The sequence below is a fragment of the Xanthomonas euvesicatoria pv. euvesicatoria genome (assembly GCF_020880415.1).
Taxonomy (GTDB): domain Bacteria; phylum Pseudomonadota; class Gammaproteobacteria; order Xanthomonadales; family Xanthomonadaceae; genus Xanthomonas; species Xanthomonas euvesicatoria.
In genome coordinates this window covers 42423-56841 of record NZ_JAJIUJ010000023.1, presented here as the reverse complement: position 1 = coordinate 56841, position 14419 = coordinate 42423, and the positions used below count along the sequence as shown (strand labels likewise).

Here is a 14419-nt window from a genome sequence, read left to right as displayed (position 1 = left end):
AAGGCGCCACCGCTGTCACTCGCGCACGCGCGCGAGCAGGCGATTGACCTCTGCCAGATCGAAATGCCCAGGTTCCAAGCGCCCACCCAAGCTCGCCAATTCCTGCACATGCCGCGGGTGGTCCGGGTCGGCGATGATGTGCAACAGCGCCTGGTAATCGCCAATGCCGCCACTGCTATTCGGCGGACAGGCATTGGCACCGTCCACACAGCGCGCCACGCGCAGGCCGGCATCGGCCGGCAACAGCGCTTCCACTTGCAGCCGATGCTGCCAGCCAGGGCCGGCGCCGTAGAAATACTCGAAGCCTTCCAGTTCGCCCACCGCGCTTTCCAGCGTGACACGCCCGGCATGCTTGAGCCGGGGACGCTCGGGCACATCCAGCCCGGATTCGCCGTAACGCCCGCCGCCGAGGTCGAATTCGTAGGGATGGGCGCCATTCCAGCCCATCACCGGCTGCAATACGCGATGCAAGGTGGCCAGGCGTACTGCGCCCGACACCAGCAAGCGCCGCCAGATCAGCGGCGCACTGCCGGTCAATGCCACATGCAGTTGATACACCGGCGCAGGTGCCTGCAGCGCTTGCTGCGCGGATTTCTTTTTTGCCTTGGTCATCATGCGATGCGTGTGCCTGCCTGTTACCAGTATGGCGTGCCAGGCAGGCGAATGCAGACGCTGTCCAGATCGGCGATTGAATCACTGCGCAACCGCCAGGCGGGCGCGGCCGGTGCCCGGGTCGGGATGTAGCACTTGTCCATCCCGCCTCTGAGCGCCCCGTCCACGCCCATCCGACCGCCACGCGTCACGGCTTGGCGGCCACGCTCAAGCACTGCGGCGCAGGCGCAAACCGAACAGCAGGTCATACAGGATCGGAATCAGGCCCAGCGTCACCAGCGTGCCCAACGCCAGCCCACCGATCATGGTGATCGCCATCCCCGTCCACAGCGGGCCTGCAAACAGCATCAGCGGCACCAGGCCGACGATGCAGGTGAGCTTGGTCATGACGATCGGGCGCAGCCGCTTGACCGCGGCCGCCACCACCGCTTCGCGGCGCGGCAGGCCATCGGCAAGTTCGGCTTCGATGCGCTCCAGCAGCAACACCGCGTTGTTGACGATGATGCCGGCCAGCGCCAGCAGGCCGAAGGTCGCCATGAAGCCGAACGGATAGCCGGTCATCACCAGCGCCAGTGCCGCACCGATCAGCACGAACGGCACCGCCGACAGCACGATGAACAACTTGCGGAACGAGTTGAACTGCCACACGAACAGCAGCAGGATCGCGCCCAAGGCATGCGGCATGTAGTGCAGCAGGGCCTGATTGGCTTCGGCCGAATCTTCCAGCTCGCCGCCAATCTCCACGCGGTAGCCGGGCGGCAGCTTGAGCGCGGCAATTGGCGCGGACAGCCGCTCGACGATCTCGGTCGCGGTCAGTTGCGGGTTGCGCGCGGTCACGGTGATCGCACGGCTGAGGTTGCGCCGCTGGATCGCCGACGGCTCGCTGTCGCGCAGCACCGTGGCGACCGCCGCCAACGGTACCGGTGCGCCGCCTGCCTGCGGGTACACCAACGTATCGGCCGGGTTGCCGTTGGCGGCACGCTCGTCGGTGCTGCCGCGCACGACAACCGGCACATCGGTGCCATCGTCGCGGATCAACGTGGCATCCACGCCGCTGTAGCGCCCCTGCAATGCCTGCGCAATGTCCTCGCTGCTGACACCGGCGCGGCGGGCCTTGAGCTGGTCCACCTGCACCACATAGCGCGGAATGCGCGCCTGCCAGTCGTCCTGCACGTCCACGGTGCCCGGCACCGCCCGCAAGGCCCTGGCAATCGCAGCAGCGCTGCTGCGCAGGATCGCCTCGTCCGGACCCACCACGCGATACACCGCCATCCCGGCTTCGGTGGCGCCCAGCGAAAAACGCTTGGGCTCGGCGCGCAGCGCGGGGAAGTGGCTGCGCACATGCGAGCGCACCCGTGCGATCACCGCATCGATGTCGGTCCCCGGCCGCACGCTGACCGTGAAGTAGGCCTGGTTGGCCGCCGGCAGCGGCGGGTTCAGGCCCAGCACGATGCGCGGCCCGCCATCGGCAACATACCCGATGCTGTCCACCACCTCGGGGTTGGCGCGGCGGTCGCCCAACCAGCGGCTGAGTTCACTCACCGTGCGCAGCGTTTGGCGGGCATCGCTGCCCGCCTGCAAGGTCACCGGCATCTGGAACTGCAGGCGGTCGGACTTGGGCAGGAAGTCGTATGGAATGGACACCAGCACGGTGACCGCCACTGCCAGCATCGCCGTCATCGCGCCGATGAACAGCACCTTGTGCTGCAGCACGCGTTCGATCACACGGCGGTAGCCGCGATAGAACCGCGATTCGGCTGCATCGCTGGTCTTGGTGACATGCACCTTGGCGAAGTACATACACAGCAGCGGCGTCACCGTGATGCTCAGCAACCACGACCCCAGCAGCGTCACGCCAAGCACGGTGGCCAGCGAGCGCAGATATTCATTGGTGCTGGTCTGGCCGAAGAAGAACGGCGAGAACGCCAGCACGATGACCAACGACGAGGTCAGCAAGGGTGTCGCCAACGTCCGGCCCGCATCGATGCAGGCCTGGCGGCGTTCCTCGCCGGCCACCAGGCGGCGCTCGATGTCTTCGGCAATCACGATGCCGTTGTCCACCAACAAGCCCAGCGCAAGAATGATGGCGGCAATGGAGACCGTCTGCAGCTCCACGTTCAGCACACGCATGACGATCAGCGAGGCGAAGATGGTCAACGGCACGATCGCGCCGACGATCAACCCGGTACGCCAGCCCAGAAACAGCATCACCACCGCCATGACGATGACAATGGTCTCGCCCATGACGTGATGCATCTTGCCCATCTCGCGCTCGACCACATCGGCCTGGAAGCTCACCACGTGCTGGGTGAAGCCGACAGGCAGCTCGTGCGCGGTGTCGTCGAGCTTGGCGCGCAGCGCCTTGCCGAACTCGGCGATATTGGTGCCCGGCTGCATCGAGACCGAGACCACCACCGCCGGCTGGCCCTGGTAAACGGCCGCGCTTTGCGGCGGGTCGGCCGGCATCACCTGCACCTTTGCCAGCTCGCCCAGGGTCACCTCGCGGGCACCGCCCGCAGGTGCGCCCGGCACGCTCAGCAGAACAGCGCGCAACTGCTCTGGCGTGCGGATTTCGCCGGACGTGGCCACGGTCAGCGCCAGCCCCGACACCGCGACCTGCCCACCGGAACCCACCACATTCTGCGCGCGTAACTGCGCCATCACGCTGGACGGCGTCAAGCCGCTCGCCAGCAACCGTGCGCGATCAAACGACACATACACCGCCTCGTCCTGCAGGCCATACAACTTCACCTGCTCCACGCCGGGCAAGGCGTACAACTGCTCGCGCATGCGCCGCAACGGGCCGCGCATTTCGCTCATCGAAAAGCCCGGTGCGGTCACCGCGATCGACGCCACCGACACGCGCCCAAAGTCGTCGTCGACAAAGGGACCAAGCGTGCCCGCAGGCAATTGCGCGCCGGCCTCCGCGGCCTTGGCGCACACCCGCTGCCAGAGCGCCGGCAGATCCTGCACATCGTCATAGGCGGTCAGCTGCACGATCGCGCTGCCCGGATGCACCGTGGTGACGATGCGCTTGATGCCGGCCAGCTCGCGCAAGCGCTCCTCCACCGGACGCGCCAGCAGGTTTTCCACCTGCTCGCTGGGCATGCCGGGATAGGCCACCGACACCAGCGTGTCGCGTACGGTCACCGACGGTTCTTCCTGCGATGGGAAACCGAGAAACGCCACGATGCCGCCGATCAGGATCATCGCTGCGGCAAACAACGTCAGCCGGCTCGAGCGCATCGCCATCTGGGTCAGCTTCATGGCGTGCGACCTCCGCTCAGCTGCGTCTGCGCCTGCAGTGGCGTCACCGGCTGGCCGTTCACCAAGAAGCCCACACCGGCGCTCACCACCTGCTCGCCTGTCCGCAGCCCGCGCAGAATCTGGACGCGCTCGCCGACGATCGTTCCCAGGTCGACCGCGCGTTCGATCACGGCCCGCGTGGCCGGCTGGTAAACGAACACGCTGGCCTGTTGCCGGTTGAGTCGGGGCAATACCGCCGACAACGGCACGCTCGGCGTGGAAGCGGCAGCAGGCGGCAGCGTCAGCATCACGCTGTCGCCGCTGCGCAGCGAAGGCGCAGCGGCGAGCGGTTCCAGCAACGCCTGCACCGTCGTGGCATTGTCCAGGCGGCTGGAAAGACTGCGCAGACGCAGTTCGATCGGCGCGTCGCCCGCATCCACCACACGGGCATGCACGGTTTGCCCCGGCACCAGACCGGCACCGGCAGTTGCCGGCAGCGTGGCGACCAGTTGCACATGGCCCTGCCCCTCCACCTGCAGCACCGCCTGCCCCGCCGCCACATCGGCCTGCGGCTGTTGCAGGCGCGCCACCACGCTGCCATCGAAGGGCGCGCGGAGCTCTCCCAGACGCGTGCCGCGGCGCGCCATGGCCAGGTCGGCCCTGGCCACCTGCAGCTGCGCGGCGGCCGCATCTGCCGCCGCCCGCGCGGCAGTCAAGGTGGCGCTGGAACTGGCACCGTCATCGAACAGTGCCTGTTGCTGGCGCAATTGCAGTTGCCGTTCGCCCGATTGCGCCAGTGCCGCGCGCACGTTGGCATCGGCCTGCTGTTCGCGCAGGCGCAGCGGCTCATCGTCCAGCCGTGCCAGCAGTTGCCCGCGGGTCACCCGGTCGCCGACATCCACCAGCACCGCAGACAGACGGCCTGCCCCTTCGAACCCCAGCTCGGCGCGTTGTTCCTGGCGCACCAGCGCCGGCACCTGCAGTGGGTTATCGCTCCCGTTGCCGAAGCGCTCCAGCTTCACCGCGCGCGGCGTCTCGGTGGCCGGCGCCTCCGGCCCGCTGCATGCGGCCAGTCCCAGCAGCAACGTGCCGCACACCAGGCCGCGATAAAACATCGTCATCATTGGATCCCCCGGTGTATGCCGCTCAGCGGCTGTAGGTCAGTGCGAGGTTGCCGCTGACCACGCTGCGGCGTGCCACCAGCGGGCTGTCTTCGGCGTTGTCCAGGTAGCGCGTTCCGGTGACCCCCAACGTGGTGGCCCAGTGGTCGCCCAACGAGTGCGTCCAACTGCCACCTACCGCGGCGGCATACGCACCGGACCCGGCATTGAAGGCGGCAAAGCGGGTGCGCGCGGCTTGCGCATCGGTGACGCCGAAGTAAGCCTGATTGAAGCGGCGGTCGCCGCCATGCACGTCCAGGTCCAGGGTGACCGTGTCGTTGGCGCTATGCAGCAGGGTGAACTCCGTCCCGGCGCGATAGCGGTTGCGGCGCGCAGCATCCTTGAGCGTGAATTCGGCCTCCGCATTGACGTTCATGTAGGGCGTCATTTGCTGCATCACCAGCGTGCGTGCGGTCACCGAGCCAGGCACATCGCCCATGCCGGCCAGCAGGCGCGAGCCCGGCCGCCAGTTGCTGTCGCTTTGCAGCCGGCCCAGGTCGTAATACAACGATTGCGATATGTAGAAGCCGGACTTGCTCTGGAATTGCAGGCCGCCGCCGCGGGAGGTGTCGAAGAACAGCACGCCGCGCTGCACCACCAGCACCGGGTTGAATTGCACGCGCGCGCGCTCGGCGCCGGCATACTCCGGCGTGGCAACCGCTGCCGCGCCGGCCGTGATTTCAGTACGGTCTCCCAGCAGGCGCGAACTCCCGGTCAGATCGGTTTGTGCGTGCGAAATGCACGGAATGGCGCTCATGCAGGCAAGCACGCTGGCGCGAACGGCATGGTGGCCACGCAGGCGATTGAAGGACGATAGGTTCATCGAAAGTCTCCGTCGGAAGTCAGGAAGCGGTGGGCAGGCGCACGCCATAGAAGGCTTGAAACAGCGCAATACGGCTCAGCACGCGTTGGCGTGCGGTATCCAGGTAATCGAGTTCGGCCTGAGCGATGCGGGTCCGCTCGGCCAGCAGCGCGCTGCGGTCTTCCAGACCGGCATCCACGCGTTCATGCATTCGAGCAAGACGCAGTTGCTCGCGTTCGACCTGCTCGCGCGAGCGCGGCTCGGCCTGCGACAAGGTGGCGTGCGCGTCGAGCGCGTTGGCGACCTCGCGGAATGCAGACTCGATCGCCTGCTCGTAGGCGACGACATCGGCACGTTTGCGTATTTGCGCCAGGTCCAGGTTGGCGCGATTGCGGCCGCCATCGAACAACGGCAGGTTCAGTTGCGGCATGAAGCTCCATACGCCGTGGCCTGCAGAAAACAGGCCGTTCAATCCGTCGCTGGCCGTGCCCACGCTGCTGCTCAAGGTGATGGACGGAAAAAACGCCGCGCGCGCCGCGCCGATGTCGGCATTGGCCGCGCGCAATTCCAGCTCGGCCTGCTGGATGTCCGGGCGTTGCAGCAACAGCGACGAATCCAGGGCGCGCCACGCACTGGCAGGCGTATCAGCGGCGATCAGACCCTGCAGGTCGCCGGGTACCGGAGTGCTGTCGTAGCCGGCCAGCAACTGCAGCGCACGCAGCGCCGCAGCGTGGTTGTCGTTGCCCTGCAGGGCCGCCACATGGGCTTGGTCGGCCTGTCGCTGCTGCGCATCGCGCTCGTCGCGCGCAATCAGCCCTACCTGATATTGCCGCTCGGCGATGGCAAGCAGCGCAGCACTGTCGGCATCCAGCGATTGCAGCTGCTGCAGCGCCTGCGCGGTGGTGCGCTCGGCGGTGTAGGCACGCAGCACCTCTGCAATCAGGGCGCCACGCGCCGCGTCGCGGCCATAGGCGCTGGCCAGGTAGCGCTGGCGTGCGGCCTCGGACATCGCCTGCAGCTTGCCGAAAAAGTCCACTTCGAAATTGCCGATTCCCGCATTGGCAATCACCAGATCCTGCTGGTACCGCGCATCCAGCGTCGGGTTGTCGAAATGTTGCCGCAGCTGCTGCGCGCCGACGGCGAGCGTCGGCAGGCGCGACGCCTGCGCAATGCCGTACTGTGCACGTGCCTGTTCTACCTGCAACGCTGCACGGCGGAAATCGCCGTTGTGCGCCAAGGCACGTTCGACCAGGGGCCGCAGGTCGCGGTCTGGCGCGAAGGCCTGCAGAAACGCGCGCTCTTGCTCGTTCAGAGTGACAGCGGCGGTCGCATCGGCGTCGGGCTGGCCGGATGCCGGCGCCGATGCCGCCTGCGGGCTGCCGAACGTGGCCGGCACGCCGACCACCGGGCGCTGGTAGGCCGGCGTCAGCGAGCAGCCAACCGACAGCACCGCACTGGCGGCAACCAGGCACACGCAGGACCAACGATGCGGAATAATTTGTGGAATCATGATGTCGGAGCACAGAGCCAATCTCGACCGACATCCTCGACCCGCAGCGTCCAGGTTGTTTTCGGGAATTATCCAGATTTGATCGAGACGACAGGGCAACACGCCATGACAGGCAAAAAGGTTCTGCTGGTGGAAGACGACAGCGATAGCGCCAGCATTCTGGAGGCCTATCTACGCCGCGACGGCTTCGATGTGGCGGTGGCCGGCGATGGCGAACGCGCCATCCAGCTCCACCGGCAATGGGCACCGGATCTGGTGCTGCTGGACGTGATGCTGCCCAAGCTCAGCGGCATCGAGGTGCTGTCGACGATCCGCCGCGCCGGCGACACGCCGGTGATCATGGTCACCGCCATTGGCGACGAGCCGGAAAAGCTCGGCGCCCTGCGCTACGGCGCCGACGATTACGTGGTCAAGCCATACAGCCCCAAGGAGGTGGTGGCGCGCGTGCATGCGGTGCTACGCCGGAGCGTGGCGGTGCGCGCGCCGGGCGAGCCATTGCAGCACGGTCGGCTGAGCGTGGATCCGGCCGCCGTGGTCGCCAGCGTGCAACACGAAAACGGCGACAGCGTGGCGCTGGATCTGACGCCGACCGAATTCAACCTGCTCGCGCTGCTGCTCAAGACCCCATTCAAGGCCTTTACGCGCAGCGAACTGCTCGACGCCTGCCTGCCCGACAGCGATGCATTGGAACGGGTGGTGGATTCGCACATCCACAACCTGCGCCGCAAACTCGAAGTGCATGGCATCACCGGTGTGCTGGTCACCGTGCGTGCAGTGGGGTATCGCTTTCAATGAAGGTGCTGCGGCGGTTTCATGCCTGGCGCAACCAGGCGCCCCTGTGGTGGTGGGTGGGACTGCGCATGAGCGCGCTGGCGGTGGTGACCATGATGGTCATCGCGTTCGGCATGTGGTGCTATTTCAATCTGCGCTACAGCCTGATCCTGAGCAACGTGCCAGCCGAGCCGCGTGCCGAGATCTCCCAGCTGATCGAGCAGCCCCGGGCCAACCAGGCGCGCCTGTGGGAGCTGTTCCAGCGCTATTACGACATCGAAAATTTCCTGCCCGGGCTGGCCAATCCGGACTGGTGGATGCTGGGCGCCATGATGACCATTTCGGTCCCGGTCATCCTGTTCTGCGGCCTGCTCGCGTCGCGCCGCTGTCGCGGCAATTTTCGCAGGTGGCTTTCGCCGCGCACCGGGTCAGCGATGGCGATTTCGGCGCACGCGCGCAAGTGGTGCGCGGCGCGCCGGACGAGCTCACCGCCCTGGCCGACGACTTCAATACGATGAGCGGCAGGCTGCAGCAATACGAGCGCGAATTACGCGACTCCAGCGCGATGCTGGCGCATGAACTGCGCACCCCGCTCAATGCCGCGATGGGACGCGTGCAAGGCATGCTGGATGACGTCTTCCCGCGCGAACCGGAGCAACTGCGGCTGGTGCATCGCCAGCTGGAGCAGATCAATCGGCTGATCGGCGACCTGCACCTGGTGTCGCTGGCGCGTGCCGGCCAGCTGGTGCTGGAGCCGGAAAGCGTCGAGCTGCGGGAGCTCGTCGCCGAGCGCATCGAGTGGGCAGGCCCGGCGCTGCGCGAGGCGCACATGACCATTCACTACCCCACGGCTCCGGCGCTGCGCCTGCATGCCGACCGGCACCGGCTGGGCCAGGTGCTGTCGATCCTGATCGATAACGCGTTGCGCTACGCCGCAGCCGGCAAGTTGCTGGAAATCGAGGTGCGCCGCGACGGCAACAGCGTGCAGCTCACCGTCGGCGACCGCGGTCCCGGCGTGGCGCCTGCGCAACTGCCGCACTTGCTGGACCGCTTCTGGCGCGCCGACAGCTCGCGCGCGCGGCATTCCGGCGGCAGCGGCCTGGGCCTGGCGATCGCCTCGGCCATCTGCCAGGCGCACGATGGCCAACTGGTCGTCAGCAACCGCCCCGGCGGTGGCCTGCTGGCCAGCGTGCAGTTGCCGCTGGGGCGTTGACGCAACGCCCGGCCGCACACGCCGCCAGTGCACTGCCCGCACCTGCGGGCAGTCGCGCGCCGATCACCGCGACTGCAGGCTCGGCACCGCGTCGCTCACATGGGCGTGGCGACGCATGATCCAGTTGAACAACGGCGTGGCCATCAGCGTGGACAGGATCGCCATCAGCACCAGCACCGAGAACAAGCCCTGTTCGATCACACCCGCCTGCAAGCCGATATTGATGATGATCAGCTCCATCAGCCCGCGTGCATTCATCAGCGAACCGATCGCCATCGCGTCGCGGTTGTTCTCGCCGGTCGCACGCGCCGCGGCCCAGCAGGCCACGCCCTTGCCGATGAACGACGCGGCCAGGATCGCCACGCCCGCCAGCATGATCTGCGGCTGCAGCAATACGCTGAGCTGGGTTTTCAAGCCCGAATAGGTGAAGAACATCGGCAGCAGCAACACCACGACGAACGGCCGCATCATCTCGCGCAGCTTCTCGGTCAGTGCGCCCCTGGGCAGGCAGACACCGAGCAGGAAACCGCCGAACACCGCATGGATGCCGATCGCATCCATCGCCCAGGCGCTGATGCAGAACAGGATCAGCACCACCGCCAGGACACTGTTGCTCAGCGGCTGGCCGGGCACCACATGATCGGCCAGCCGCTTGAGCAGATGCCGGCCGACGAAAATCATGAAGACCGCATAGCCGATGCCGCCGCCGATGGCCAGGTAGGCACTGCCCCAACTGCCGCCGAAACTGGCCAGCACCACGGCCAAAATGCACCACGCTGCGGCATCGTCGAACGCGCCAGCGGTCAGCGCCAAGGTGCCCAAGGGGCTATTGGTCAGACCGCGTTCGTGGATGATGCGCGCCAGCATCGGGAAGGCGGTGATCGCAATGGCCGCGCCCAGGAACAGCGACGCTTCGGCCAGCTTGGCCTTTTCCGAAAACAGGCCCTGCACGTTGATCAACCATGGGCACATGGCAAATGCCAGCAGGAACGGCACCGCGATGCCCGCCATCGACACGCTCATGGCACTGCGATAGCGCGCGCGAAAGTGGTCGCCGCGGAAATCGGTTCCGACCAGGAACATGTACAGGCCCACGCCGAACTGCGCGAACACATACAGCACGTCCATGGTCTGCTTGGGGAACAGGGCCGCCTGCGCGCCCGGCGCCAGCAAGCCGAACAACGAGGGCCCCAGCATCACGCCGGCAATCATTTCGCCCACCACCTGCGGTTGCCCGAGGCGCTTGGCCAGCATGCCGACCAGCCGGCACACCAACAAAATCGCGGCAGCCTGCAAAAAGAAATACACCGACATCTGCGGAGTGGTCATGCGTGCGGCGACATCCCTGAAAAGTGCGCAGATCGTAACCGGACCTGCCGCACTTCGGTAGCGTGCGGCGGCCGATGGCGATCTGAGCCACCTGCGCGCTTGGGCCCGCCAGGCGCAGCGCGCAGGTCATCCGCGCGTGCCTGCATCATTTGCCCACAGCGGTCTGCGTCGGCACCGGGGTCAGCACCAGGTCCTGGAAATCGAAGCTGAAATCGGTCAGCGGCGAAATCGGCTCCATGCGCATCTCGCGCACCGCGCCGTCCGGGGTCAGTGCAAAATTGACGAAGGCATCGGCATTCAAGGAGCGGTCGTCCCAGCGCACGATGAAGCTGTCGTGCTGCCAATGCTCCAGCGTGCCCACCAACTGGGCAGTCCTGGCGAACTGCAGGCGCAGCCGCTTGCCGTCCTGGACGATCACCACATCGCCGTACCAGGGGTCGCGATAGGTGGCCGCGTAACTGCGCAGCGGCAACGACGGCGTGGACCGCGCCGCGCGCGCGTCCTGGTGCTTCTTCCAACTTGCGTCCGCCTCGCTGTCGGCCTTCTCCACCAGCTTGGCGTAAGCGGCGGTCCAATCGGTGGACGGCACCTGCAAGAAGGCATCCAGCACCTGGAAGGTCACGGCGTTGAACGCAGCGCCCACCTCCTGATTGGTCAACACCACCACGCCCAGCTTCTGATCCGGCAGCAGCGTCAGGCGCGACACCATGCCGGGCCAGCCGCCGGTGTGCCAGACCAGGCGATGGCCGCGGTAATCGCTCAGGCTCCAGCCCTCACCGTAGCTGGCGAAGTTCGGCCGCGCCGCGGCAAGCTCGGGCACCTGCACCTCGCCGATCGGGATCGGGATCGGCGTGATCATCGACCACATTTCCTGCTGGCGCTTGGCGCTGAACAGGGGTTTGCCATCGGGCAGGATGCCGCCGGCCAGTTGCACGTTCATCCACAGCGCCATGTCGTGCACGCTGGAATAGATGCCGCCGGCACCGGAGTTGTTGGACCAGGTCAGCGGCGCCACCGTACGCAGCTCGGTGAAGTCGTACTTGGCATGCCCGACTGCCGCGTGATCGCCGGGCTGCAGATGGTCGGCGTTGAAGCGCGTGCCGCGCATGCCCACCGGGTCGAAGATACGTTGCTGCAGAAATGCCGCATAACTCTGCCCGGAGACCTGCTCGATCACCTTCTGGGCGACTGCGTACAGGATGTTGTCGTACGCATAGCGGTCGCGAAAACCGCCCTTCAGCGGCACCTTGGCCAGGCGCTGCACGACCTCTTCGGTGGTGTAGCTGGTGCTGGGCCAGAACAATAAATCGCCTGCACCCAGGCTCAGGCCGCTGCGGTGCGCCAGCAGATCGCGGATGCGCATTTGCCCGCTCACATACGGATCGGACATGCGGAACCACGGCAGATGGTCGATGACCTTGTCATCGAGCGAGAGCTTGCCTTCATCGGCCAGGATCGACAGCGACGCGGCAGTGAACGCCTTGGTATTGGAGGCAATCGCAAACAACGTGTCGGCCTGCACGGGCGCAGGCTTGCCGGTCTCGCGCACGCCGTAGCCGCGCTCCAGCACCACCTGGCCGTCCTTGACGATGGCCACCGCAATACCGGGCACGTCGAACTGTTTGCGCACACGTTCCATCTGCGCATCGAACTGCTGCATGCCGGCGGGAAGTTCGGCCGCGTGCGTTGTCGTCACCAAGCTTGCCACCATCAGCACGCCCCCACTCAGCCATCGGTTCAAGGTCACTGCATCACCTTCAGGTTGTTGGTCAGATCGATCCGCCGGCGCCATCCAGCGCCAACGGTTGCGGCGCCACCAGCACGCCATTGGCATCGGCGTACAGCCAGTGGCCCGGAACGAAGGGCACGCCGGCAAAATTCACCGCCACATCCACATCGCCCAGATCGCGTCGCTCGGTGCGGCGCGGGCAAGCCGCCAGCGCCAGCACCCCCAGCGGCAACGTGGCAAGAATCTCGACATCGCGCACGCAGCCGTGGATCAGCACGCCGGCCCAGCCGTTCGCCACCGCATTGGCCGCGATCTGGTCGCCCAGCAGCGCATGCTTGAGCGAGCCCTGCCCGTCCACCACCAGCACGCGGCCGTCGCCCGGCATGGCGGACAGCTCGCGCACCCGCGAGTTGTCTTCGAAACAGCGCACCGTGACCATCGGTCCGGCGAATGCCGTGCGCCCGCCGAAGTGGCGGAACAGCGGTTCGGCGATCGTCACGTCGGGGTAGCGGTCACACAGATCAGGCGTGGTCCAGGTCATAGGGGCGATCTCGCGCGGCAGAGTTGGCATGGTAGCCGGCTGTGGCCGCGCGCGGGCGATGGGTGACGGATGCCCGATACCCGATGACCGACACCCGATTACGCGCCATGCAGGCACGCACGCGCAGCGAAGGTGCGCGCACGCGGACAACGCTGCGTTCGCCGCGTCGTGATGGTCGCTGCAAGGCAGTCGCCATGCGGCGGTTGCCGCGTATGGTCTCCGCCGAGGCGCGCAGCGCAGAAGGCGTGGGTTTCCGGCAGCTACGCCGTCTGCGGCTTGCGCAGCCCATCTCCAGCAGCGTGCAACGCCAGCGCGGCAGGCCAGTGCAGGCACAACCCACCTTCGGCACGACCGCCAGCCTGCCATGCAACGTTGCGTCGTACGGGCTCAACCATTGCACTGCCCTGCGGCGCCCATTGGCAACCCATCTTCTCATCGCGCCACCTGCGCCACGGCTATGATCGGCCGGCGCGCGCTGCACCCATCGACGCATCCGCAATGACGCACGACCTCGCCAGCGAGTCTCCATGCAATGACCGACCTGTTCGCTTCCGCCCCGCCCGCCCTCGAAGGTATCCACATCGGCATTGGTGGCTGGGTGTATGCGCCGTGGCGCGCAGGCATGTTCTACCCGGAAGGCCTGGTGCAGCGCCGCGAGCTGGAATACGCAAGCCGCCACGTCACCGCCATCGAAATCAACGGAACCTATTACGGCACGCAGAAGCCGGCCACTTACGCGAAGTGGCGCGATGAAGTGCCGCCCGGCTTCGTGTTCTCGGCCAAGGCGCCGCGCCGCATTACCCAGTCGCGCAAGCTGGCTGGCACCAGGGCGCAGGTGGAAGATTTCATCGGCGGCATTGTCGAGCTAGGCGATACGCTTGGGCCGCTGGTGTGGCAATTCGAACAAGGGCACCGGTTGCAGGCCGACGATCTGGACGCGTTTTTGTCGTTGCTGCCCAAGCGTGCAGGTCCGCGTGCGCTGCGCCATGTGCTGGAGATCCGCGACCACGATGCGGTAGATGCCTCGCTGCTCGCATTGGTCCGCGGCCATGGCGTGGCCACGGTGTTCACCGATTCGGATGAGCACCCCTCGTTCGCCGATCTCTCCACGGATTTCGTCTATGCGCGTCTGATGCGCAGCCAGGCGCGCCTGCATGCAGGGTATCCGGCGCCGGCACTGGCGCGTTGGGCAGAGCGCATCCAGGCCTGGCGCCGCGGCGAAGACCCGGCCGATCTGCCGCACGTGGACGCTTCGGCAGCGCCGGCACGGCAGCCGCGCGAGGTCTTCGTGTTTTTCATCAGTGCGGCGAAGGAACGCAACCCGGCAGCGGCGATGGCGTTGTTGAAAGAAGTGTCGGCGCGTCAGGGCAGCTAGCAACACGACAGCGCCGCCGCTTCGGATCGGCAGGTTCCATGCGTACGTTCGATTCTGCGTGCGGCGTCGGCAGCCCATCTGACGACGGCTTGCCGTTTTATCAGCCGCCCTTGGTCCGCACATGAGGGCAA

At 66.6% G+C, this 14419-nt stretch carries 10 protein-coding genes and 1 pseudogene; 3 read left to right on the top strand and 8 right to left on the bottom strand.

Annotated elements, in window-relative coordinates; all coding sequences use genetic code 11:
* Window positions 1–15: 15 nt before the first annotated feature.
* From LN450_RS03565 to LN450_RS03545, 5 genes are all read right to left on the bottom strand, one after another.
* Window positions 16–615, bottom strand: coding sequence for a plasmid pRiA4b ORF-3 family protein (locus LN450_RS03565; protein WP_011348022.1), 600 nt, complete (start codon window positions 613–615; stop codon window positions 16–18).
* A gap of 204 nt (window positions 616–819) precedes the next feature.
* Window positions 820–3879 carry an efflux RND transporter permease subunit gene (locus LN450_RS03560; protein WP_011348024.1) on the bottom strand — a complete coding sequence of 1020 codons (3060 nt, stop codon included), beginning with the start codon at window positions 3877–3879 and terminating at the stop codon, window positions 820–822.
* A complete protein-coding gene (locus LN450_RS03555; RefSeq protein WP_011348025.1) occupies window positions 3876–4982 on the bottom strand; it encodes an efflux RND transporter periplasmic adaptor subunit in 1107 nt (368 codons plus the stop codon). The genes LN450_RS03560 and LN450_RS03555 overlap by 4 nt, the downstream gene beginning before the upstream one ends.
* Window positions 4983–5004: 22 nt before the next feature.
* Window positions 5005–5841 carry a MipA/OmpV family protein gene (locus tag LN450_RS03550; protein WP_011348026.1) on the bottom strand — a complete coding sequence of 279 codons (837 nt, stop codon included), beginning with the start codon at window positions 5839–5841 and terminating at the stop codon, window positions 5005–5007.
* Between the two features lie 19 nt (window positions 5842–5860).
* Window positions 5861–7330 (bottom strand): efflux transporter outer membrane subunit, encoded by a 1470-nt coding sequence (locus LN450_RS03545; RefSeq protein WP_011348027.1) that lies wholly within the window; start codon window positions 7328–7330, stop codon window positions 5861–5863.
* Window positions 7331–7435: 105 nt separating this feature from the next.
* On the opposite strand from LN450_RS03545, the gene LN450_RS03540 reads away from it, so the two are divergent.
* Together LN450_RS03540 and LN450_RS03535 are read left to right on the top strand one after the other, a co-directional pair.
* On the top strand, window positions 7436–8125 hold the full coding sequence (locus tag LN450_RS03540) for a response regulator (protein ID WP_005912893.1): 690 nt from the start codon (window positions 7436–7438) through the stop codon (window positions 8123–8125).
* Window positions 8122–9314, top strand: a pseudogene (locus LN450_RS03535) (sensor histidine kinase). The gene LN450_RS03540 and the pseudogene LN450_RS03535 overlap by 4 nt, the downstream one beginning before the upstream one ends.
* A 63-nt stretch (window positions 9315–9377) precedes the next feature.
* Here the strand turns inward: LN450_RS03535 and LN450_RS03530 are convergent.
* From LN450_RS03530 to rraA, 3 genes are all read right to left on the bottom strand, one after another.
* Entirely contained in the window at window positions 9378–10643 is a 1266-nt protein-coding gene (locus LN450_RS03530) for a cation:proton antiporter (RefSeq protein WP_011348029.1), read from the bottom strand.
* A 145-nt stretch (window positions 10644–10788) separates the two neighbouring features.
* Window positions 10789–12390, bottom strand: coding sequence for a serine hydrolase (locus LN450_RS03525; RefSeq protein WP_011348030.1), 1602 nt, complete (start codon window positions 12388–12390; stop codon window positions 10789–10791).
* A gap of 22 nt (window positions 12391–12412) precedes the next feature.
* Window positions 12413–12913: a ribonuclease E activity regulator RraA gene (gene rraA / locus LN450_RS03520; protein ID WP_011348031.1), complete on the bottom strand. Its 501-nt coding sequence runs from the start codon at window positions 12911–12913 to the stop codon at window positions 12413–12415.
* Between the two features lie 532 nt (window positions 12914–13445).
* On the opposite strand from rraA, the gene LN450_RS03515 reads away from it, so the two are divergent.
* Entirely contained in the window at window positions 13446–14288 is an 843-nt protein-coding gene (locus tag LN450_RS03515; protein WP_008573497.1) for a DUF72 domain-containing protein, read from the top strand.
* Window positions 14289–14419: the final 131 nt, after the last annotated feature.

Bases quoted from the DNA above. Each gene is read 5' to 3' on its own strand.
- LN450_RS03555 (WP_011348025.1), bottom strand. From the start codon at position 4,982: ATGATGACGATGTTTTATCGCGGCCTGGTGTGCGGCACGTTGCTGCTG.
- LN450_RS03545 (WP_011348027.1), bottom strand. From the start codon at position 7,330: ATGATTCCACAAATTATTCCGCATCGTTGGTCCTGCGTGTGCCTGGTT.
- LN450_RS03530 (WP_011348029.1), bottom strand. From the start codon at position 10,643: ATGACCACTCCGCAGATGTCGGTGTATTTCTTTTTGCAGGCTGCCGCG.
- LN450_RS03550 (WP_011348026.1), bottom strand. From the start codon at position 5,841: ATGAACCTATCGTCCTTCAATCGCCTGCGTGGCCACCATGCCGTTCGC.
- LN450_RS03515 (WP_008573497.1), top strand. From the start codon at position 13,446: ATGACCGACCTGTTCGCTTCCGCCCCGCCCGCCCTCGAAGGTATCCAC.
- LN450_RS03540 (WP_005912893.1), top strand. From the start codon at position 7,436: ATGACAGGCAAAAAGGTTCTGCTGGTGGAAGACGACAGCGATAGCGCC.
- rraA (WP_011348031.1), bottom strand. From the start codon at position 12,913: ATGACCTGGACCACGCCTGATCTGTGTGACCGCTACCCCGACGTGACG.
- LN450_RS03565 (WP_011348022.1), bottom strand. From the start codon at position 615: ATGATGACCAAGGCAAAAAAGAAATCCGCGCAGCAAGCGCTGCAGGCA.
- LN450_RS03560 (WP_011348024.1), bottom strand. From the start codon at position 3,879: ATGAAGCTGACCCAGATGGCGATGCGCTCGAGCCGGCTGACGTTGTTT.